The 21222-nt window shown below is 59.3% G+C and carries 17 protein-coding genes; 6 read left to right on the top strand and 11 right to left on the bottom strand.

Annotated features, from left to right (window positions below; translation table 11 throughout):
• Positions 1-25: 25 nt before the first annotated feature.
• Positions 26-472: a GatB/YqeY domain-containing protein gene (locus IV109_RS10830; RefSeq protein ID WP_296696022.1), complete on the top strand. Its 447-nt coding sequence runs from the start codon at positions 26-28 to the stop codon at positions 470-472.
• A 5-nt stretch (positions 473-477) separates the two neighbouring features.
• Here IV109_RS10830 and IV109_RS10825 read toward each other — a convergent pair whose 3' ends face one another.
• Positions 478-1305: a DUF4399 domain-containing protein gene (locus IV109_RS10825; RefSeq protein WP_296696019.1), complete on the bottom strand. Its 828-nt coding sequence runs from the start codon at positions 1303-1305 to the stop codon at positions 478-480.
• A 36-nt stretch (positions 1306-1341) separates the two neighbouring features.
• The gene (pmbA, locus tag IV109_RS10820; RefSeq protein ID WP_296696016.1) at positions 1342-2736 is read right to left on the bottom strand and encodes a metalloprotease PmbA; all 1395 of its coding nucleotides are present in this window, start codon (positions 2734-2736) and stop codon (positions 1342-1344) included.
• 65 nt (positions 2737-2801) lie between these two features.
• Between pmbA and yjgA the strand changes: the two genes are divergently transcribed.
• Both yjgA and mog read left to right on the top strand, forming a co-directional pair.
• The gene (yjgA, locus tag IV109_RS10815) at positions 2802-3425 is read left to right on the top strand and encodes a ribosome biogenesis factor YjgA (RefSeq protein WP_296696013.1); all 624 of its coding nucleotides are present in this window, start codon (positions 2802-2804) and stop codon (positions 3423-3425) included.
• Positions 3422-4045: a molybdopterin adenylyltransferase gene (gene mog, locus IV109_RS10810; protein WP_296696009.1), complete on the top strand. Its 624-nt coding sequence runs from the start codon at positions 3422-3424 to the stop codon at positions 4043-4045. Before yjgA ends, mog begins: the two co-directional genes overlap by 4 nt.
• A gap of 1 nt (position 4046) precedes the next feature.
• On the opposite strand, the gene cysE is transcribed toward mog, so the two are convergent.
• Both cysE and IV109_RS10800 read right to left on the bottom strand, forming a co-directional pair.
• On the bottom strand, positions 4047-4820 hold the full coding sequence (gene cysE, locus IV109_RS10805; protein WP_296696004.1) for a serine O-acetyltransferase: 774 nt from the start codon (positions 4818-4820) through the stop codon (positions 4047-4049).
• Positions 4821-4829: 9 nt separating this feature from the next.
• The gene (locus IV109_RS10800; RefSeq protein ID WP_296696001.1) at positions 4830-5597 is read right to left on the bottom strand and encodes an RNA methyltransferase; all 768 of its coding nucleotides are present in this window, start codon (positions 5595-5597) and stop codon (positions 4830-4832) included.
• A 150-nt stretch (positions 5598-5747) separates the two neighbouring features.
• On the opposite strand from IV109_RS10800, the gene IV109_RS10795 reads away from it, so the two are divergent.
• Entirely contained in the window at positions 5748-6659 is a 912-nt protein-coding gene (locus tag IV109_RS10795; RefSeq protein ID WP_296695998.1) for an inositol monophosphatase family protein, read from the top strand.
• On the opposite strand, the gene IV109_RS10790 is transcribed toward IV109_RS10795, so the two are convergent.
• Both IV109_RS10790 and IV109_RS10780 read right to left on the bottom strand, forming a co-directional pair.
• Positions 6627-9965 carry an EAL domain-containing protein gene (locus IV109_RS10790; RefSeq protein WP_366834234.1) on the bottom strand — a complete coding sequence of 1113 codons (3339 nt, stop codon included), beginning with the start codon at positions 9963-9965 and terminating at the stop codon, positions 6627-6629. The genes IV109_RS10795 and IV109_RS10790 overlap by 33 nt on opposite strands.
• 62 nt (positions 9966-10027) lie before the next feature.
• Positions 10028-13513, bottom strand: coding sequence for an EAL domain-containing protein (locus tag IV109_RS10780; RefSeq protein ID WP_296695994.1), 3486 nt, complete (start codon positions 13511-13513; stop codon positions 10028-10030).
• Between the two features lie 163 nt (positions 13514-13676).
• Here IV109_RS10780 and IV109_RS10775 point away from each other — a divergent pair, with 163 nt between their 5' ends.
• Both IV109_RS10775 and IV109_RS10770 read left to right on the top strand, forming a co-directional pair.
• On the top strand, positions 13677-14291 hold the full coding sequence (locus tag IV109_RS10775) for an outer membrane beta-barrel protein (RefSeq protein WP_296695990.1): 615 nt from the start codon (positions 13677-13679) through the stop codon (positions 14289-14291).
• Positions 14292-14394: 103 nt separating this feature from the next.
• The gene (locus IV109_RS10770) at positions 14395-14640 is read left to right on the top strand and encodes a DUF2789 domain-containing protein (protein ID WP_296695986.1); all 246 of its coding nucleotides are present in this window, start codon (positions 14395-14397) and stop codon (positions 14638-14640) included.
• A 26-nt stretch (positions 14641-14666) separates the two neighbouring features.
• Here IV109_RS10770 and fumC read toward each other — a convergent pair whose 3' ends face one another.
• The 5 genes from fumC to IV109_RS10745 all read right to left on the bottom strand — a co-directional run bounded on the left by fumC (position 14667) and on the right by IV109_RS10745 (position 21172).
• Positions 14667-16049: a class II fumarate hydratase gene (gene fumC, locus IV109_RS10765; protein ID WP_296695982.1), complete on the bottom strand. Its 1383-nt coding sequence runs from the start codon at positions 16047-16049 to the stop codon at positions 14667-14669.
• A gap of 157 nt (positions 16050-16206) precedes the next feature.
• Positions 16207-17643: an NAD-dependent succinate-semialdehyde dehydrogenase gene (locus IV109_RS10760; protein WP_296695980.1), complete on the bottom strand. Its 1437-nt coding sequence runs from the start codon at positions 17641-17643 to the stop codon at positions 16207-16209.
• A gap of 14 nt (positions 17644-17657) precedes the next feature.
• On the bottom strand, positions 17658-18788 hold the full coding sequence (locus IV109_RS10755; protein ID WP_296695977.1) for a zinc-dependent alcohol dehydrogenase family protein: 1131 nt from the start codon (positions 18786-18788) through the stop codon (positions 17658-17660).
• A 13-nt stretch (positions 18789-18801) separates the two neighbouring features.
• The gene (locus tag IV109_RS10750) at positions 18802-20025 is read right to left on the bottom strand and encodes an ABC transporter substrate-binding protein (protein WP_296695975.1); all 1224 of its coding nucleotides are present in this window, start codon (positions 20023-20025) and stop codon (positions 18802-18804) included.
• Between the two features lie 226 nt (positions 20026-20251).
• Complete coding sequence (locus tag IV109_RS10745) at positions 20252-21172, bottom strand: LysR family transcriptional regulator (RefSeq protein ID WP_296695970.1); 921 nt, start codon at positions 21170-21172, stop codon at positions 20252-20254.
• Positions 21173-21222 lie beyond the last annotated feature (50 nt).

The raw sequence follows: 21222 nt of genomic DNA, 5'->3' as shown, positions 1-21222 counted from the left end.
AAATCACACCACAAGGACTCTTCCCATGTCACTCAAAGACCAGATCACCGACGACATGAAAACAGCCATGCGCGCCAAGGACAGCGAGCGCCTGGGCACCATCCGCCTGCTGCTGGCTGCCGCCAAACAAAAAGAGGTGGATGAGCGGATTGAGCTGGACGACACCGCCATGGTGGCCATCGTCGACAAGCTGATCAAGCAGCGCAAGGACTCCATCGCCGCGTTCACCCAGGCCAATCGCATGGACCTGGCAGATAAGGAAGCGGCCGAGGTCAAGGTGCTGGAGGCTTACCTGCCACAACGCCTGAGCGCCGAGGAAGTCACGGCCGCGGTGCAGGCCATCGTCACCGAGTTGGGCGCCAAGGGTCCTGGTGACATGGGCAAGGTCATGGGCGCGGTCAAGACGCGCCTGGCCGGCAAGGCCGAGATGGGTCAGGTATCAGCGGCGGTCAAAGCCGCGCTGGCGGGCTGAGACGCCTAATTGACGCGGACAGATCGCGGCTCAGCCCTGGCCAGTATCTGGCCCGGGTTGACGTTGTCCACGAAATCCAGCTTGAGCACGTAATCACCCACCGGCGGCTCCAGCCAGGCTTCCGTCTGGCCATTGACAAAATCCATCTCCACCGGCTTCGCCCCTGACTTCGGCGCGATCGACAGCCTGAAATGGCCCGTGCCCGCTTCCTGCTGCGCCAGGTGGGCAACACTCAGTCCGGACGCATGAAACTGAACCCGAAATGGTCTTTTCAGCTCATCACCCACCACGTTGAGGTTGATACCTTTTTTGGACAGGCTGGCGTGATCAAGTGAGTTTTTCTTCGTCACGGTGATCTTGAGCGGCTTGCTGTAAACAAAGTGAGGCAAGTGCATCTGATCGGCCAGCAACAACCGCAAGGTGTAGTCGCCAGGCGCCAGATTAAGCACAGTCTCCATCTGACCCTTGCCGAAATGGATGTACTGCTCGGTAAAAGGCAAGGCCTGCTTGAAATCCAAAGGCAAGTCGCGATTCACCAGCAAGTGATGATGTCCACTTTTGCCACTTGAGGCCTTGGAAATGGGGGCCAGGCCCCAACCGCCCGAGAGTCCGAACTTGACCAAAAACGGGGTTTCAATTTTGTCGCCGTTACCGAGATTGACAAAATACGCATCCCCACCCTGCCCGGACTGGGCCGCCTGCCAGGGATGAAGCAACTTGCCCTTGCCAACCTGGGCCTCGGCCGGGATCACAGGCACACTGCCTTGCGCCACGACAGATGACGCCATGAAAGCCAGAACCAGTGCCAATGTGTTGATTTGGAAAGTGCGCATGTATTCAGCCAAGTTCGGCGTCAAAATTCGATTGTGTCAACTACCCGCCACCTTCATCCGGTTCACCAGGATTGACCCTACGGTCTTGGCCCCGTAGTTGTAGGTATCCGCCCCCACCGCCTGAATGCCCTTGAGCATGGCCTTCATATTGCCTGCAATGGTGATTTCATGCACCGGGAAGGCAATGCATCCCTTCTCCACCCAAAAGCCGCTGGCACCGCGCGAGTAGTCGCCCGTCACGTAATTGACGCCGCTCCCCATCAGTTCGGTCACAAACAGACCCGTACCCAGCTTTTGCAGCATGGCATCCAGGTCATCGCCAGCGCGTGTATGGCGCGAGGTCAGGGTGAGATTGTGCGATCCACCGGCATTGCCCGTGGTACGCATGCCCAGCTTGCGGGCCGAGTAGCTGCTCAGGAAGTAGCCTTCGACACGCCCGGCGTCCACCACCTGGCGGGCTTTGACCTTGACACCCTCGTCATCAAACGGCGAACTGCCCTTGCCGCGTTTGACAAAAGGGTCTTCCAGGATGTCAATGTGCCTGGGCAGCACTTGCTTGCCCAGCGAGTCCAGCAGGAATGAACTCTTGCGGTACAGGGAGCCACCACTGATCGCCTGCACAAAGCTACCCAGCAGACCCGCAGCGAGAGGCGATTCAAACAACACCGGACACTCCGTGGTGGCAATCTTGCGCGCTTTCAAACGGCTCAAGGCGCGCTCTGCTGCATACCGGCCGATGGCTTCAGGGGAAGCCAGGTCATCGGCGTTGCGCATCGAGCTGTACCAGGCATCGCGTTGCATGTCATTGCCCTTGCCCGCAATGGGCGAAACCGCCATGGAGTGGCGTGAGCTGGCATAACCACCGCGAAAGCCGTGCGTGTGGGCGCTGAAGAAATGCGATTGCTGGGCCGACACGCTGGCGCCTTCGCTATTGGTAATCCGCTTGTCCATCTGCAGGGCAGCCGCCTCACCCAGCATAGCCAGTTGTGCGGCCTGCGCACTGTCGATGGCCCAGGGGAAAAACAGATCCAGATCGGTGCGCTGCTTTGAAGGCTGCGCCACATCCCTGACATCCGGCAAGGCCGCGAATGGATCTTCTGCGGTAAAACGGGCGATGTCGTAGGCGGCCTGCACCGTTTGCGCAATGGCCGCTTTGGAAAAGTCCGAGGTGCTGGCATTGCCGCGTCGTGTACCGACGTAAACCGTCACGCCCAGAGATTTGTCACGGTTGCGCTCCACATTCTCCAACTCACCCTTGCGCACGGATACGCTCAGACCACAACCCTCGGACGCCTCGGCGCCGGCATCGGTGGCACCGAGCTTTTTGGCGTGTGCCAATGCGGTGTCCACCAACTCTTCAAAATAAGGGCGGCTGTAGCTGAAGCCGTTGTCAGCGCGAGGCTGTGCAGGGGTTAAATTGGGTTTCTTCATATCGGAGGCTATGATACTTGGCTCAGCGCAACCCTGTGCTCGCCACCGTTCCCTATTTCCCTACCATGTCACGCAAACTCAAAAAAGGCTATTTCGTCAGAGGTGAGTTCGTCGCCGAAGGCAGCGAACGCGATCTGGAGCTCAAACGCGAACTCAAAGGCACCGATGAGCAAAGCCGTACAGATCTCAAGCGCGAAAGCACCGAATTGCAGAAGCTGGGTGAAGACCTGCTGACGCTGCGTGCCGATCTGATGGCACGCCTGAATCTGACCGACAAGCTCAAAGATGCCGTGGCAGAAGCCAAGCGCATCACCAATTTCGAGGGGAAGCGGCGCCAGATGCAGTTCATCGGCAAGCTGATGCGACTGATCGACCCCGAAGTGCTGGAAACGATCCGTATCGCGTTGACAGAACAGCACAGTGGCTCTGCCCGTGAAAACCTGGCTTTGCACATGGCAGAAACCTGGCGTGATCGACTGATCACCCATGAAGATGCGTTTGGCGAATGGATCGTGAAGTTCCCGGACACCGATACGCAGCAGCTGCGCGCCCTGATTCGCCAGGCGCGTAAGGACGCCAAACCGGAGAAGCCTGGCGAGGCCGTGCGCCATGGCCGGGCCTACCGGGATATCTTCCAGCTCGTTCGCGAGCATCTTCTGGGGACCGACACCGAGGACGATCCAGCATGAGTGCCGTCGCCCCCCTTCCCTTCGACACGGTCAAGATTGGCATTGTCTCGGTCAGCGACCGGGCTTCAAGCGGTGTCTACGTAGACAAAGGCTTGCCGGCCCTGCAAGATTGGTTAACCCGCGCACTCCAAAATCCGCTGCAATTTGAACCCCGCCTGATCCCGGACGAGCAGGCCGCGATCAGCGCCACCCTGATTGAACTGGTTGACGCCGGTTGCGCACTGGTGCTGACCACCGGCGGTACGGGCCCAGCCCTGCGCGACGTCACGCCAGAGGCCACACTGGCGGTGGCGACCAAGGAAATGCCCGGTTTTGGTGAGCAAATGCGCCAGATCAGCCTGAAATTTGTCCCTACAGCGATCCTGTCGCGGCAGGTCGCCGTCATTCGCGACAAAACCCTGATCATCAACCTGCCGGGACAGCCCAAGTCGATTCAGGAAACGCTGGAAGGCCTGCGTGGCAGCAACGGCGAGTCCATCATGGCAGGCATCTTTGCGGCGGTGCCCTACTGCGTGGACCTGATTGGCGGCCCCTACATGGAAACCCACGACGAAGTCTGCAAGGCCTTCCGACCCAAATCGGCGATTCGACCCAGCCCCGGCGCAGCCTCGCAAGCCTGAGTTATTTCCCGACGAGCTGATTGAGCTTGTCGGCCTCGAAGTGCTCATTGCGGGCTGCATCACCCGGCACGCAATTGGTGGCCGACCGATTGGCCTGCAAGGTGTCGATCGCTTTCCACAACAGGGCAATCTGATGCTCCTGAGAGGAGGCATTGTCGATCAAGCCGCGCATGGCCTGGCTCAAAGGATCGTCTTCCTGCGTGATGCCATAAGCAGTGAACTTCTTTTCCGGCGAGGTGACATCGGCGCTCTCACCCACTTTGGAAGGAATGATGCGAGCCGGAATACCCACCGCTGTGGCTCCAGCCGGCACCGGCTTGATCACCACCGCGTTGCTGCCAATCTTGGCACCGTCGCCCACCTCAAAACCACCCAGCACCTTGGCGCCAGCACTCACAACCACATCGCGTCCCAGCGTAGGATGGCGTTTGACACCTTTGTAAAGCGAGGTACCGCCCAGCGTGACGCCTTGGTAGATCGTGCAACCATCACCAATTTCGGCCGTCTCCCCCACGACCACACCCATGGCGTGGTCGAAAAAAACCCGCTCCCCGATCTTGGCCCCGGGATGGATTTCGATGCCGGTGAGGAAACGCGCCACATGGGAAATAAATCGCCCCAGCCACTTCAAGCCGTGAGTCCAGCACCAATGGGCACGGCGATGCAACACCAGGGCGTGCAAGCCGGGGTAGCAGGTAAGGACCTCCCATGTGCTGCGCGCAGCCGGGTCGCGGTCAAGAATGCATTGAATATCGGAACGTAGTCGTGAAAACATGCGTCAAGTCTAGCCTTTTGACAGTGCCGCTGCTGGCGGCAAGGACTCTGAAGGCACAGCAGCCGGGTTCATCATCTTGGCAATGCCGCGAAGCATATGAATTTCTTCCTGGGTGACACCAGCCCGGTTGAACAGTTGATTGAGGCGGGGCATGAGCTTTTTGGGCGCCTGCGGATCCAGAAAACCAATAGCGATGAGGGACTGCTCCCAATGGGCCAGCATACCGGCCAGCTGCTGCGCATCCGCCAGTACCGGTACCGCCGTCGCCTCTTGAACCGGGTAAGCACCCAGGGCCAGACGCCACTCATAGGCCACCACCTGCAAGGCAGCACCCAGGTTGAGCGAGCCAAACTTCGGGTTGCTGGGAATGCTCAGACATGTGTGACACCGGTACACATCTTCATTGCTCATGCCAAAGCGCTCGGAGCCGAACAAAAAAGCGACGCCCTGCTGCACCGCGACGTCGTTGGCGGCCAGCTGCTCGAAATGCTCACGGGGTGTCACGGTCGGTGGCCCGAAATCACGCGGCGTCATGGCTGTGGCGCACAAATGGGTGATGCCATCCAGCGCTTCGTCCAGCGTGGCCACGATGCGTGCGTTTTTCAGCACATCCAGGGCACCACTGGCGCGCTGGATGGTTTCTTCCCGGTTCAACACATTGGCCCAGCGTGGCGCCACCAGCACCAGGTCGTCAAAGCCCATGGTCTTCATGGCCCGGGCGGCAGCCCCCACATTGCCCGCATGGCTGGTATTGATCAGGATAAAACGTGTATGCATGTACGCGGAAAAGTCAAAAATCCACAAAAACCGCCGGGGCGGGTAAAATCTGCCCCTATTGTCGCTGCCCGCATCGCCGGGTAGTTCCGCCCCGTTCTTGGTCCGTTGGGGACAGGTCACAAGATCTGCTCCGCAAACACACAAAAATTTATGTCGTCCCGTAATCTTCATCCCATGATCAATGTGGCCGTCAAGGCCGCCCGCGCCGCTGGTGCCATCATCAACCGCGCCGCTCTTGATGTCGAAGCCGTTCGCATCTCGCAAAAGCAGGTCAATGACTTCGTCACCGAAGTTGACCACGCCGCCGAACAGATCATCATCGAGACCCTCCTCACAGCCTATCCCGGCCACGGTATCTGGGCTGAAGAATCCGGCCGCGAGCATGGTGCCAAAGACTCCGAATTTGTCTGGATCATTGACCCACTGGACGGCACGACCAACTTCATCCACGGCTTGCCCGTTTACTGCGTCAGCATTGCGCTGGCCGTGAAGGGCAAGATCGAGCAAGCGGTGATTTACGACCCCAGCCGCAACGACCTGTTCACCGCCACCAAGGGGCGTGGCGCCTACTTGAACGACCGTCGCCTGCGTGTCTCCAAGCGCATCCGCATGCAGGACAGCCTGATTTCAACCGGTTTCCCCTTCCGCCCTGGTGACGATTTCAACACTTATCTGCGCATGATGGGCGATGTGATGCAGCGCACGGCTGGTCTGCGCCGCCCCGGAGCGGCTGCGCTGGATCTGGCCTATGTGGCAGCCGGCTTTACCGAAGGTTTTTTTGAAACCGGCCTGCAACCGTGGGACATGGCAGCCGGTTCTTTGCTGGTCACTGAGGCCGGTGGCCTGATCGGCAATTTCACGGGCGAGTCTGACTTCCTTGAGCAAAAGGAATGCATGGCCGGCAATCCCCACATCTACGGGCAGTTGGTCACTATTTTGGGCAAATACAGCAAATTTGCCGGCGCCGGAGACAAGGCATCGGTGCGCCAGGCTAGCGCCGAACTGGCCCAAGGCCAGGCGGCAGTGGGTTCAGATGACCCACAAGCCGGGTCCGCCGGGTAAGCTCGGAGCCGCAATACCGTCCAGGGGCAACTGATCCGCTGGCACCGGGCGGCTGAACAGGTACCCCTGGAACATTTGACAACCGTGGCGAGCGAGGAAATCGCGCTGCGCTTCGGTTTCAACGCCTTCGGCGACCACGGTCAAACCCAGGCTCTGACCCAAAGTCAGCACGGCCTGAACAATGGCGGCATCATTCGGGTCTGTCATGACATCGCGCACAAAAGACTGGTCAATCTTGAGTTGCTCCAGCGGCAAGCGCTTGAGGTAGGCCAATGACGAGTAGCCGGTGCCAAAATCATCCAGCGCAAAGCTCACACCGATCGAGCGCAGCTCACCGATTTTGTGAATGACATCCTCGGCATCGTTGAGCAGCAGGCTCTCCGTAATTTCAAGCTTCAAACGGTAGGGGTTGGCCCCGCTCTCACGCAACAATGTCAGCAGGTTGCTGGCAAATTCCGCCTGACGAAATTGACGCGCGCTGACATTGACCGAGACACTCAGACGAGCCGTCGATGACTGGCTTGACCAAGCGGCCAATTGAGCGCAGGCCGTCTCCAGTACCCACTGCCCCAAAGGCACAATCAGGCCGGTCTGCTCTGCCAGCGGAATGAAGTCACCCGGCGACACCATGCCACGCTGGGGATGCTGCCAGCGCACCAACGCCTCAACACCCATCATCAGCCCATCCCTGTTCACGACCGGCTGGTAATACAGCAACAACTCCTGACGCTGCAGCCCCTGGCGCAAATCTGACTCCATGGTCGCACGCGTGGCCACGGCAGCCTGCATTTCAGGGTCGAAAAACCGCAGGGTGTTGCGACCTGCAGCCTTGGCCTGGTACATGGCAAGGTCAGCCCGTTTGAGCAATTCGTCAATGCCCAGCAAATGATCCTGAAACAGGGTGATGCCAATGCTTGCCGAGCTGTGAAATTCGTTGATACCCAAACGGTAGGGTTGATTCAATGTGCTCAATATCTTGCGCCCCACGCCTTCCGCATGCGCTGCCGCTTCATTGGCATTGAGACTGAGGTTTTCCAGCATCACGACAAACTCGTCGCCCCCGAGGCGCGCCACGGTATCGGCCTCGCGCACACACTCACCCACACGGATCGCGACCTGTTTGAGCAACTGGTCGCCCATGTCGTGCCCCTGGGTGTCGTTGAGATCCTTGAAGTTATCCAGATCAATGAACAACAAGGCGCCCGGCATGCGATCGCGATCGCTGAAGGCCAGCGCATGCTGCAACCGGTCAATCAGAAGACGTCTGTTGGGAAGACCGGTCAGCGAATCGTAGAACGCGAGGCGCTCGATCTTCTCCTCAGCCCTTTTTCGACCCGTGATATTGCGTCCAATGCCCCGGTAGCCCCTGAATACCCCTTTGGCATCAAAAATAGGTTCTCCGCTGAGGGACATCCAGTACCGATGTCCGTCGGCATCCGTGTCCTGCAACTCCAGATCATGGAAGCTTTCGCGCAACGCCAGTTTGGCCCGGTGTGCATCCCAATCGGTTTCGGTCATGTTCAAGGCACCGATCTCCCAGCGTGTCTTGCCGTGGCGACCCATCCCGGCTTTTTCCTCCGTCGCCGCCTGGCCGCCTTCAAAGCGCACGAACTGATAGTTCTCGTCCTGCTCCCAATACCAGTCTGATGACAATTCCGTCAGAGCGCGAAAACGTGCTTCGCTGATGCGCAGGCTCTCCTCCGCCTGCTTGCGCAAGGTGATGTCCGTGGTGAAACCGTTCCACAACACTGCACCGTCCGACTCCCGTTGCGGCATGGCCTGCCCCAGCAGCCAGCGCACTTCACCGTCAGCAAAGCGCAGCCGGTATTCATACGTCCAAGGCGCGAGATTGCGGGCCGAAGCCTCAATGGAGGCGATAAATCCATCCAGATCGTCCGGGTGGTGCAAGCTAAGCGTAAAGGACGCATCCTGGATGACCTGCTCAGGGGTGACGCCCCGGTAGATCTCGCGCACTGGCTCACTGATGTATAAAAACTTGTAGGTGCCGTCGATTTGGCGCCGCAGCTGAAATACCAGACCGGGCGCCCGACTGGTGATGGTCTGAATAAACCCCAGCTTTTCCTCCAGGGCCAGGGCGGCTTCGCGTTCGTTGGTGATGTCCTGGACAACGCCGTAATCAAAGGCTTCGCCACGATCGCCAACCCCGCGCCCCATGCGCGAACGCAGCCAGTGCACCCTTCCGTCGGGGTGGTGCCAACGGTACTCGACGACAGCACCATCCATCCTGGCACGCGCTTGCTCGAACTGAGGTCTGTCTTCGTCATGAATACGACTGCGCCCTGCGGCGGTGTCCAGCACCGACCCGGGCTCAAGCCCCGCCAATTGGTAAAGCCCTTTGGACCAGCGCACACTGCCTTGCCCAACGGGGGCATTCCAGTAACCCACAGCGGCAAGACTCTCCATCAACTCAAACAGGGCGATCTGCCGATTCAGACGACTGTTGGTCGCCTTCAGAAGCTGCTCACCAGCCAGCAACTCTGACTGCACCGTGCGCTCCCAGGTCATGTCCTTGAGATAGCTGAGGATGTACGCCACGCCACCGATTTCAATCCGGATGGCATTGAGCTGCAGAATAAGTTTGCCACCGTCGGCCCGAACAAATGAGACATCCAGATTGCGCAGACGCCCTGACTGGCGCATGGAATCAAGCACACTGTCACGATGTTGCGTGTCAGACCAGAGCCCGACTTCAACCGTGGTTCTCCCCAGAGCGTTCTGCAAGGAAATTCCGGTCAGGCGAGTCCACTCTTCATTCACATCCACATACACGCCATCAAGCTCGGTACTGAGCGAAATGGGCAGCGGACTGAGATTGAACATGGCCGCCAGCTGCTGCTGCAGGCGCATGTCCGGTTTTCTGGATTCCGTTGCGCCAGATCCGTCCCAGAACTTCACAACGACCCGCTCTGGTGCCAGCTGAAAAGCAAAAAAATTGAATGATTTTCCTGACAATGCGCCTGCGCCCAGCAGCCTGTCGGGGCCTAACGCATGCCCGTGCCGGGCCACCCCCTGCAGGCCATCGAGAATCTCCGCCCCCTGCAATTCAGGAAACAGGGCCGCAAAGGGTTGGCCGGTGAACGTCGCACAAGGACGGCCCAGGAGTTGATCCGCCACAGCATTGGCGGCCACGAGGAGCAGGCGGCCATCATCGCGCAATTCAAATTCCAGCGTGCCCATCAACGAACCCGAAAGGTCGGCTACCGATTGCAGACGTGCTTGCGTCTCACGCAATTCAGCCTGCAGGCGCTCAACTTCCTTGGATGGATTCACCGGGACAAAACTCATTTCAGAATAGATACTCGCAAAATGCCACTCAGCCACCCCATTGTGCCGCAAGCCGGCAGGCCTCAAGTCAGGCGCAATTCCCTTGCCGGCACGGGCCTGCCGAACAGGTAGCCCTGAAACGCCTTGCAGCCATAGCGCTCCAGAAACTCCCGCTGCCCTTGAGTTTCAACACCTTCGGCCACCACCGACAGATCCAGACTCTGCGCCAGGGACAAAATCGTACGGACAATCGCAGCGTCATTGGGATCAGTCAGCACATCGCGCACAAAGGACTGGTCAATTTTGAGCTGATCCAGCGGCAAGCGCTTGAGGTAAGACAGGGACGAGTAACCGGTCCCAAAATCATCGAGTGAAAAATTCACCCCGATCGAGCGCAGTTCCGTCATTTTGGCAACAGTATCTTCCGCATCGCTCAACAAAAGGCTTTCAGTCAGTTCAATTTTGAGCCGGTAAGGGTTGGCACCGGTCTTGGCCAGCAAATCAAGCACCCGGGCGGCAAATTCGGGATGATGAAACTCGCGGGCACTGACATTGATCGCCATGGACAAATGCTGCGTTGCGGGACTGCTGCTCCAGGCCACCAGCTGGTCGCAGGCCGTCTCCAGCACCCACTGCCCCAGGGACAAGATCAGCCCCGACTGCTCGGCCAATGCAATAAAGTCGGCCGGCGCCACCATGCCGTGGGCCGGGTGCAACCAACGCACCAAGGCCTCGACGCCTGTCGTATGTCCTTCAAGGTTGACGACGGGCTGGTAATACAGAAGCAGCTCTCCCTGGGTTAAACCCTGACGCAAGTCAGCTTCGAGCGCAGCCCGCGCACTGACAATCGCTTGCATTGCCGGGTCGAAAAACCGCATGGTGTTTCGACCCGCAGCCTTGGCCTGGTACATCGCCAGATCCGCTCGTTTGAGCAACTCGTCCACCGTTTCCAATTGATCGGAAAACAGCGTGATACCAATACTCGGGGAGCTGTAATGCTGCTGATTGGCCAAAACAAACGGCTGGTTGAGTGCATGCAGTATCTTCTTGCCCACGGCCTCGGCCTGCGTGGCGGCCTCGGCCCGATCTTCGCTCAGCTCTTCAAGCATCACCACGAATTCGTCGCCGCCCAAACGAGCCACGGTATCGATCTGGCGGACGCATTGGTTCAGCCGCTGGGCGACTTGCTGGAGCAACTGGTCGCCCATGTCATGTCCCATGGTGTCATTGAGCATCTTGAAGTTGTCAAGGTCAATGAACAGCAGACCACCATGGCTGAGCCGGCGCGCGCTGGCACCCAGGGCCTGTGCCAATCGGTCCAGCAACATGCGCCGGTTGGGCAATTCCGTCAGTGAATCAAAGAAGGCTAGCTTTTCGATTTGTGCTTCAACCCGCTTGCGCGCCGTGATGTCGCGCCCCACGCCGCGATAACCCCGAAACTCCCCATTGGCGTCAAATATCGGTTCGCCACTGACCGACACCCAAAATACATCCCCATTGGAACTGCGTCGCTCCAGTTCCAGGTCACGAAAGACCCCGCGGGCATCCAGCACGGCACGGTGTGCCTGCCACTGCTCCTCCGACATATTGAAGGTCGGTATCTCCCAACGGGTATCGCCGATACGCCCCGTTCCCAGGCGATTGCCGGACTGCCTCAAGTTGCCTTCCAGCCGGACAAATCGATAGTCCTGATCCTGCTCCCAGAATCCATCCGAGGACAAGGCTGTCAGACCCCGAAAGCGGGCCTCACTTTCGCGCAGCTTCTCGTCCGCTTCAAGCTGCTCGGTGATATCCGAATAAGTCCGCACCATGTCTCCGGATTGCAGCATATGGGTCACGATTTCAATCGTGCGACCAGATCGTGTTTTACGCAAATACCGCCGGGGTGCATCAAAGGCTTCCCCCCGCGCCACATAGTCACGACCAAGCGGTTCGACCGACGCATAGTCATCCCCAAAATGCCCTTGCTCTTTCTGAAACTGAACAACTTCCGCGTAAGTGGGCTTTGCAGCCATCAAGCTTTCAGGAAGATCCAGCAATTCCAAGGCACACCGGTTGTAAACCGAAATCCGGCCTGAGGGATTCACCATCACGATACCCTGGCTCATGCTGTCCAGCGTGGTCTTGAGCGACTGGGTTTTCTCCGCCAGCAACGCCGCAGCCTTCTTCAATTCGTCCTGTGCCCGCTGACGCTCGGCATCGTTTCGACGGGCCTGAACCAACTGTCCGATAGACAGGCAAAAGGGCTCCAGAAAGTCAACATCCGCCTGACTGTACCCACCCACCTTGTTGGCCAGACCCACCATGGCGACCATTTCATTCCCATAGTGGATGGGAATTCCCATGAAGGCATCCAGCGCGGGGTGTCCGGACGGGGTGCCGCAACGACGGGGATCATTGGAGGGGTCATTGGCGATCACCGGTTGGGCCGTCAGCAACGCGGAGCCGAAAAGAGAGTTCGGATTAGAAAACGTCATGCCATCCGATCTGCTTTGCGCATAGGCACGGCGCGAGGCATCGTCCCACGAGATGTCGGACATGGCAAAGGTCTTGAGGTAAGGCTGGCGTTCGGGTGTGAAGAAGACTTCGCCGACAAACCCAAAGCGGCTTTCTGACAAATCCAGCAACTGGTTGAGCAATTGCTCGAAGACAGAACTTGCATCACCACTTGCAATCACCAGACCCTGGGTAACACTCACGGCTTGGAGCAGGCGGTTTTGGCGCGTTGCTGCCTCCTGATCGGCTCTGCGCGCAGTGATGTCGGCCACGGTTCCCAACATGCGCACCGGCACACCCTGGGCATCGCGCTGCATCACCCGGCCGCGGCTCAGCACCCAGATCCAGTGCCCGGCCTGATGACGCATCCGGTATTCACAACGGTAGGACGGGGTTTCTCCGCGCAAATGCGCTTGCGTGGCGTCCTGCAAGGCAGCCCAGTCATCCCGGTGAACCAGCCGACGGTACAAACTGACGTCCAGCGCCGCGCCCGTAGAACTGTATTGCTGCCACTGCGCAGCACCGTAGCCCAGCATGTCGAAAAGCCGCTCGCTCGCAAGTACCTGACCGTCAGGCAGATAGCGTTCCCATGCCACCAGATCCGAGCCTGCCAGCACCAGTTCGTAGCGCAAGGCGGCTTCCTCCAATTGGCGCTGCTGCCGCCAGCGTGCCAGCACGGCATCCAACAAGTCGGGAAGGGTCTGCAGTTCGCCGCCATGGCCGTCCAGTACCATGTAATCGCTGTAACCCTGACGCAGCGCACGCGCCGCCGCCCACTCATCCTCCATACGTACACTCAACACGGCTGGCATGGCGCGCGCCAGTGCCACCGCCTCGGCAGCCAGTCCGTCGGTCAACTGATAGTTGACCAGCGCTACGTCAAACACTGCGCCGGCACTTTGCCGCTCAAGCGCCTGCGACATTGACGCCGCGACCTCCACCTGCCACGACGTTCGGGCTGCAAGCAGGGCACTTTGCACGGCATGTGCACGTTCGCTATCGCTTTCAATCAAAAGTACTTGAATCGGCATGGGCAAAAAGTGCGAGGGGAAAGTCTCAAACTGCAATGCCACTGACTTTACCGCTTTCAGGGGAAAGAACCAATTTTTCCCTTCTTGCCTGTCTTTGCGTTTTCACAATTCGCCAGCGACGTTCTGTGAATTAATTTGCAAATCAGACACGCGCCGATGCGCACGATGGCTTTTCAGGACTTCATAACCGACGAAAGGAACTACCGTGAAAAAATCACACCGCCTGTATTCCCGGCTGCTGCTGGTAGCAGCAGCCTCTCTTGCCACTTTGGCCGGCGCGCAAGCACAGAGCAGCACGCAAGGCGTCAGCAGCAGCGACGCAAGCTATGGTCAAGGCAGCAGCTACATTGGCCTGAATGCGGGGCAATCCGACTTCAAGCTCGGTAACGGCACCGGTCTTTTCGCTTCCGACAACCGCACGGACGCCTTCAGCATCTATGCCGGCACCTACATCAACCACAACTTCGGCTTTGAATTTGGGTACACCGATTTCGGCAAGATCGGCCGCGGCGGGGGCAACACCAAGGCGGACGGCTTGAGCCTGAGCCTGATCGGAAAACTGCCGCTTGGCAGCTCATTCAATCTGCTTGGGAAACTGGGGACGACCTATGGTCGCACCGAAGTCACGTCAGCCGCCGGGTCAGGCATCACTGCGGGTAACGACAATGGCTTTGGCTGGTCGTATGGCGTGGGGGCCGAATATGCGTTCACACCGCAGTTTTCTGTAGTTCTCCAGTATGACGAACACTACCTGCCATTTGTGGAAACCGGTCGGGAGCGCGTCAGGGCCGCGGGCCTGGGCTTGCGCTTCGGCTTCTAGCAATAATCCCTGTGAGCGTGCGATAGCGTACAGTCCCATGTCAGGTGGCAGTCCATCATCTCCCATTTGTGAAACGTGCCACTCAATGACCCCTGAATCCATTATGGAAAAATCAAACCACCATTTTTCCGAGCTGTTCGCACAACTCGGATTGCCCAACGACGCGAACAGCATTGCCAACTTTCTTGCACTGCACGCCCCAATGGCTGCCAACGTGAAGTTGGCGGATGCGCCTTTCTGGTCTGCGTCGCAGGCCTCATTTCTCAGGGAGTCCCTGCTTCAGGATTCTGATTGGTCCAACACAGTGGATCAGTTGAACGAGGCGCTTCAGGGTCCTGCGGTACCTTGAGCCAAAGACGCAGCGAGGCCTGCGCGCTAGACCATATTTCGGGCCTGAACCCAGGTGTCAAACTGTGCTTCGCTGAGCGCTTTCAATGCCAGCGCCGCTTCGCGCAATGAAGTACCGTGCGTGTGGGCATATTTTGCAATCTCTGCAGCACGGTCATAGCCAATGTGGGGGCTCAAAGCTGTGACCAGCATCAAGGAATTCGCCAGCACTTGCGCGATGTGTTTGCGATCGGGCTCCAGACCACGCGTACAGTGATGCTCAAAGCTCGCCATGGCGCCTGACAACATGCGCACGCTTTGCAGGAAATTGTGAACGATCATGGGCTTGAAAACATTGAGCTCAAAATTGCCCAAGGCACCGCCCAGCCCCAGGGCCACGTCATTCCCCATCACCTGGCAGCACACCATGGTCAGCGCTTCACACTGGGTAGGGTTCACCTTGCCCGGCATGATGGAGCTGCCCGGTTCGTTCTCGGGCAGACGCAATTCGCCCAATCCCCCACGCGGCCCGCTGGCGAGCCAACGTACATCGTTGGCAATTTTCATCAGGGCGACAGCCAGTGTTTTCAATGCCCCATGGGCACTTACCAATTCATCATGGGCGGCCAATGCGGCAAAGCGATTGTCTGCGCAGCGCAGTGCCAGCCCAGTTTCACGGGCCAGGCAGGCCGCTACCCGGGTTCCGAATTCGGGGTGAGTGTTCAACCCTGTTCCGACGGCGGTGCCGCCCACGGCAAGTCCCATCAATGGGCCCAGGCTGCGCTGGATCGCATCCTGGGCGTGGGCCAATTGCGCCACCCAGCCCGATATCTCCTGCCCCAGCGTCACGGGAGTGGCGTCCTGCAAGTGGGTACGCCCCATTTTGACAATGTCAGCAAACGCTTGCGCCTTGCCGATGAGGGTGGATTGCAGCGCACCCAAAGCCGGAAGCAATTCCTGGGTAAGCCCGCTCAACGCCGCCAGATGCATGGCGGTCGGAAAAATGTCATTGGAGGACTGCCCCAGATTCACATGATCGTTGGGATGTACCAGGCGATCGGCACCGCGCACTCCCCCCAATATTTCAGAAGCCCGATTGGCCAGTACCTCGTTCATATTCATGTTGGTTTGCGTGCCAGAGCCCGTTTGCCATATCGACAAGGGAAATTCATTGACGTGCATGCCGGCCAGCACTTCCTGAGCAGCCTGCGTGATCGCCTGCGCAACAGCTGTGTCGAGCAAACCCAAGGCCTGGTTCACCTGAGCGGCTGCGCGCTTGGTGCGCGCCAGTGCCAGAACCAGCGCCACTGGCATGCGCTCGGTGGAGATTGCAAAGTGGATCAGAGATCGCTGTGTTTGCGCACCCCAAAGCACATTCGCCGGCACTTCAATGGAGCCCATGCTGTCTCTTTCAGTGCGCGTTGTGTCCATGGCGATACCTTTCGGGTTGGAAGCCTTTTCAACACAGAGCGTACTGCACCTTCACTTTGCCGTTTGTGCGTTGGAGCATGTACTCAATCAAAAAGACCAGTGCTCGTCAAACTTCCTGGTTTCAGAATTGACGGGACCACTGGGCCCTCACTTTTAGTCATTCTTCGCTCACCAGCTTGGTATTGCAGTAAGCCTGCAAGCCTTCCATGCCGCATTCTGAACCCAAACCGCTTTCCTTGACGCCGCCAAACGGCGCCTCGGGCATTGACACGTTCAGTGTATTGATGCCCAGCATGCCCGTCTCCATGCCCCGAGAAAGCGCCATGCGTATGCCGCTGTCCTGCGTGAAAGCGTAGGCGGCCAGGCCGTAGGGAAGTCGGTTGGCGCGGGTGATGGCCTCATCCAGTGTGGCCACCGGATTGATCAGCGCCAGGGGTCCGAAGGGTTCCTCGTTCATAAGCAGTGCGCTCTCGGAAATGTCGCTGAGAACCGTGGGTTGCCAGAAAAAACCGGGGCCGTCAATGCGCTCACCACCGCTTTGCAGCCTGGCGCCGTGGCGGGCCGCATCGCCAAGCAGCCGATCCATCGCCGCAACGCGGCGCGGGTTGGCCAGTGGACCCATGTTATGGCGTTCCTCAAGCCCATTGCCCACCTGCAGTCTATTCACGCGTTGCACAAAGGCCTGCACAAAGGCCGCGTATCTGGATTCATGCACATAAAAGCGGGTCGGGGCAATGCAGATCTGGCCCGCATTGCGGTACTTGCCGGCGACCAGAAGGTCGGCAGCACGCTCCACATCAGCATCCGCCCAGACAATGACCGGAGCATGCCCTCCCAGCTCCAGCGTGGTGCGCTTGAGGCCGCGTGCGGCCTGCTGCGCCACCAGCTTACCCACGGCCGTGGAGCCTGTCAGCGATATCTTGGCAACCACGGGTGACGCGATCAGGTACTCGGATACTTCGGACGGAACACCAAACACGATGTTGAGCACGCCCGCTGGCAGCCCGGCATCGTGCAATGCACGTGCCAGCGCAAGCGCGGTATTGGGCGTTTCTTCCGACGGTTTCAGGATCAAGGTGCAGCCTGAAGCCAACGCGCCCGCGATCTTGCGCGCAGGTGTGACTGCCGGAAAATTCCATGGTGCAAACGCAGCAACCACCCCAACCGGCTCATGCAGAACCGAAATCCGATGCCCGATATGGCGTCCGGGAACAATGCGTCCATAGGTGCGGCGGCCTTCCTCGGCATACCAGTCGAAGGTATCGGCACTGGCCAGAAGCTCCAGCTTGGCCTCGCGAACCGGCTTACCCTGCTCAAGAGTGGTCTGTATGGCGATGGCATCGGCACGTTCACGCAGCAAATTGGCTGCATGGCGCAACAAGCTGCCACGCTCCAGCGGCGCGGTTGCACGCCAGGTTGGAAACGCGCGTGCTGCTGCAGCCAATGCGTGATCAAGATCAGCCTGGCTGGCGTGTGGCAGCTCGGCCAGCGTATGCCCGGTAGCCGGATCAATCACCGGCTCGACGCGGCGTCCGTCACCCAGCAGCCATTGGCCGTCGATGTAGAGCCGGGGTTGTTCGTAGGATATGGACATGAAAAACTCCAGCCTTATGGATTCATCAGAATGATTTGGCGAATCGCTTCACCGCGATGCAGGCGATCGAAGCCTTCGTTGATGTCTTCGAGTTTGAGTCGCCCCGTCAGCAGCTTGTCTACAGGCAGTCGCCCATTGCGATACAGGGAAACAAAGCGTCCGATATCGCGCCTGGGTACACAGCTGCCCAGATAGCTGCCCTTGAGCGTGCGTTCTTCGGCCACCAGATGCCAAACTGGCAGCATCAGGTTCTGGCTGGATGCAGGCAAACCCACGGTGACCGTGGTTCCACCGCGGCGCGTCACTTTGTAGGCAAACTCCAGCGCCTTGGCCGAACCCACCATTTCCAATGCGTGGTCCACACCGCCGCCGGTCAACTCGCGCAATTGTTCAATTGCCTGGTCGCTGCCTGCCTTAACGACATCGGTGGCACCGAGATCCCTGGCCAGCGCCAGTTTGTCGTCTGCCAAGTCAACCGCCACCACGCGGGACGCGCCAGCGGCCAGCGCACCCATCAGTGCCGACAAACCGACCCCGCCCAGACCAATCACGGCAACGCTCTGACCGGGTCGCACCTGAGCGGTGTTCACAACCGCACCAACACCAGTCATTACCGCACATCCAAACAGGGCGGCGATCTCCAGCGGCAACTCGCGATCAATCTTCTGAACTCCTCGACGCGACAGGACTGCGTACTCGGCAAAAGCCGAGACACCGACGAAATGGTCGATTGACTCGCCCTGGTAGGACAACCGCCTGCCGCCACCCAAAAGCGTACCAGCCGCATTGGCTGCGGCAGCAGGGTCGCAAAGCACCGGCCGTCCTTCGGCGCACGGGGCACAGTGCCCACAGCTCGGCACAAAGACCAGGATGACATGATCCCCGGGCTCAAGGTCGGTGACCCCCTCCCCCAGTGCTTCGACGATGCCAGCGGCCTCATGCCCCAACACGATCGGCATCCGCCGGGGACGGTCGCCGTTGATGATCGACAAATCGGAGTGGCACAAGCCGGCAGCGACCACGCGCACCAGCACTTCGCCGGGGCCTGGCGGCGCCAGTTCAACCTCTGTGATCTCCAGTGGCCGGCTTTCGGCATATGGCGCAGGCGCGCCGGTACGGGTGAGGACGGCAGCACGAACTTTCATTGCTGGGCTCCTGTCAGGATTTGCCGGTAACCAGCGCACACTTGCTCTTGGACAAGGGCTGGAATGCCTTGTCACCCGGAATCGTGGCCATGACCTTGTAGTAGTCCCAGGGATACTGCGACTCCGCCGGCTTCTTCACCTGCACCAGGTACATGTCGTGCACCATCCGGCCATCTGCACGAATCCTGCCGCCTTTGGCGAAAAAGTCGTTGATGGGCAATTCCTTCATCTTGGCGGACACCGTCGCACCATCGTCGGTACCCGCGGCCTGGATGGCCTTGAGGTAGCTCGTCACTGCCGAGTAGGTACCTGCCTGAATCATTGAGGGCATCTTTTTCATGCGCTCGAAGTAGCGCCGCGACCACGCCCGTGTCTCTGGCGTGCGATCCCAATAGAAGCCACTGGCAAAGGTCATGTCCTGTGCCTCCTGCAGTCCCAGGGCGTGTACGTCGTTGATGAACATTAGCAAGGGAACGATGGCCTGGCTCTTCATGACCCCGAACTGGCGCGCCGTCTTGATGGTATTGACTGTGTCGCTGGTCGCGTTGGCCAGGGCGATAGCGTCGGCCTTGGAGGCCTGGGCCTGCAGCACAAAAGAAGAAAAATCGCTGGCATTGAGCGGGTGAAATGCGCTGCCCACAACCTTGCCGCCGCTGGCTGTGGCGAACTCCGTGATGTTGGCCGCCATCGCCTTGCCAAATGCATAGTCGGTACCAATCACGTACCAGGACTTGGCGCCCCGCCCCGACATGCCTTGCGCAGCACCACTGGCCAGCGCATAGGTATCGTAGACATAGTGAACGCTGGTGGGACCGCAGTTTTCGTTGGTCATCGCCACCGAGGCGGTGCCAGTGAGAATGAGCATTTTATTTCGCTCGCGCGCGAGGTTGCCGACAGCCACCGCCACGGACGAGTTGTTGACATCAAACACTGCATCCACACCGTCGCGGTCGTACCAGATCCTCACCTGCGAAGCGCCTACATCGGCCTTGTTCTGGTGATCGCCTGCTACCAGTTCAATGGGCTTGCCCAAAACCTTGCCACCGAAATCCTCAATCGCCATCCGCGCGGCCTCGACCGAACCCTTGCCAGCGGTATCTGCATACAGCCCGGACAGGTCGGACAAGACACCAATGCGCACCTTGTCATCCGAGACCTTCTGGGCATTGGCAGGCGATATCGACAAGACGCCGCCAAGGGCGCAGAGGGATGCCAGCCATAGGTTTCTTTGGATCATGGTGTGTCTCACTTTCTTTCATTGTGGTTAGCTAGCGCCTTCATGCATAGGGTGCGTTCCGGGCGGCGCTGTATCGCGGGGAACGGGGTCGCGGATGACCTTGCGCAAGTTGAATTGAGCAAAGTGTAGGGACGGTCTGTCCCCGGCGGAATGCGTGATTGCTTAAGGTGGATTTCTGCTAAGCCAAACCCCCGGGTTTGCCCGGATGGCCAGCGCAGTTCAAGCGTCAGGCGGCAAGAATCCTGGGGTCGGTGCGGGCGTCTTCCACCAGCAGATCCACGAGTTCGCGGGCGAACGCTGGCAGGGCCTCCAGACTGCGCACGCAAATCTGCATCTCCCGGATCGCCCACGCATCCGACAGCGGCACGATGGCGATGGCCATGGTTTGGGCATGGCGACGGGCCGCTGATTCGGGCAGGATCGCGACGCCCACCGTGGCCTCGATCATCCGGCAGGCAGCCTCAAAGTTGCCCACCTGGATGCGCGACTTCAAAGGCCGATGCAGCTGGTCACAGACCTGGCGCAAAAAGGCGTGGATGGCGCTTGATTCCTGCAGCCCCACATGGTCATAGTCCAGCGTATCGGCGAAATCAACCGACGAGGCTTGTGCCAAGTCATGGGAGCGGGGCACAACCAGCACAAGTCGATCGCGCCGGTAAGGAATGATCTCCAGATTCTCGGTTCGCACCAGCCCGGCCACAATGCCAATATCGGTCTGGCCCTCGCTCACCGCCCGGATGATGTCGTGCGAGAGGCGTTCACGCAAATCGATATTGACGTCCGGATGACTGAGCAGATAGCGGCGCAGCACCGGCGGCAAGTATTCACCCAGGGCCGTGGTGTTGGCAAACACACGCAAATGGCCCTTGATGCCGCGCGCATACTCCTGCAGATCGGCACGCAGGTGCTGAATCTGTCCCAGAACCGTGCGGGCATGCTGCACGAAGGCCTGCCCCGGCGGCGTGAGTGTGACGCCCTGGCTGGTGCGATAGAACAGCTTGGTGCCGATGCTCTCCTCCAGGTTCTTGATGCGGGTGCTGGCCGCGGGCAGCGAGATGTGCGATGCCTCAGCCCCTTTGGTCAGGCTGTTCGCTTCAGCGACCTGCACCATCAGGCGCAGGTCAACAAGATCAAAGTGCATGGACATGGGTGGCATTATGACTTTGCCCAATGGCTTGGGCATCGGAACCAGCGCCG

The sequence above is a fragment of the Rhodoferax sp. genome, assembly GCF_018780565.1.
In the GTDB taxonomy this organism is placed as follows: Bacteria; Pseudomonadota; Gammaproteobacteria; order Burkholderiales; family Burkholderiaceae_C; genus Rhodoferax.
The sequence above is the reverse complement of the archived record's forward strand: the minus strand, read 5'-3'. Positions and strand labels throughout refer to the sequence as shown.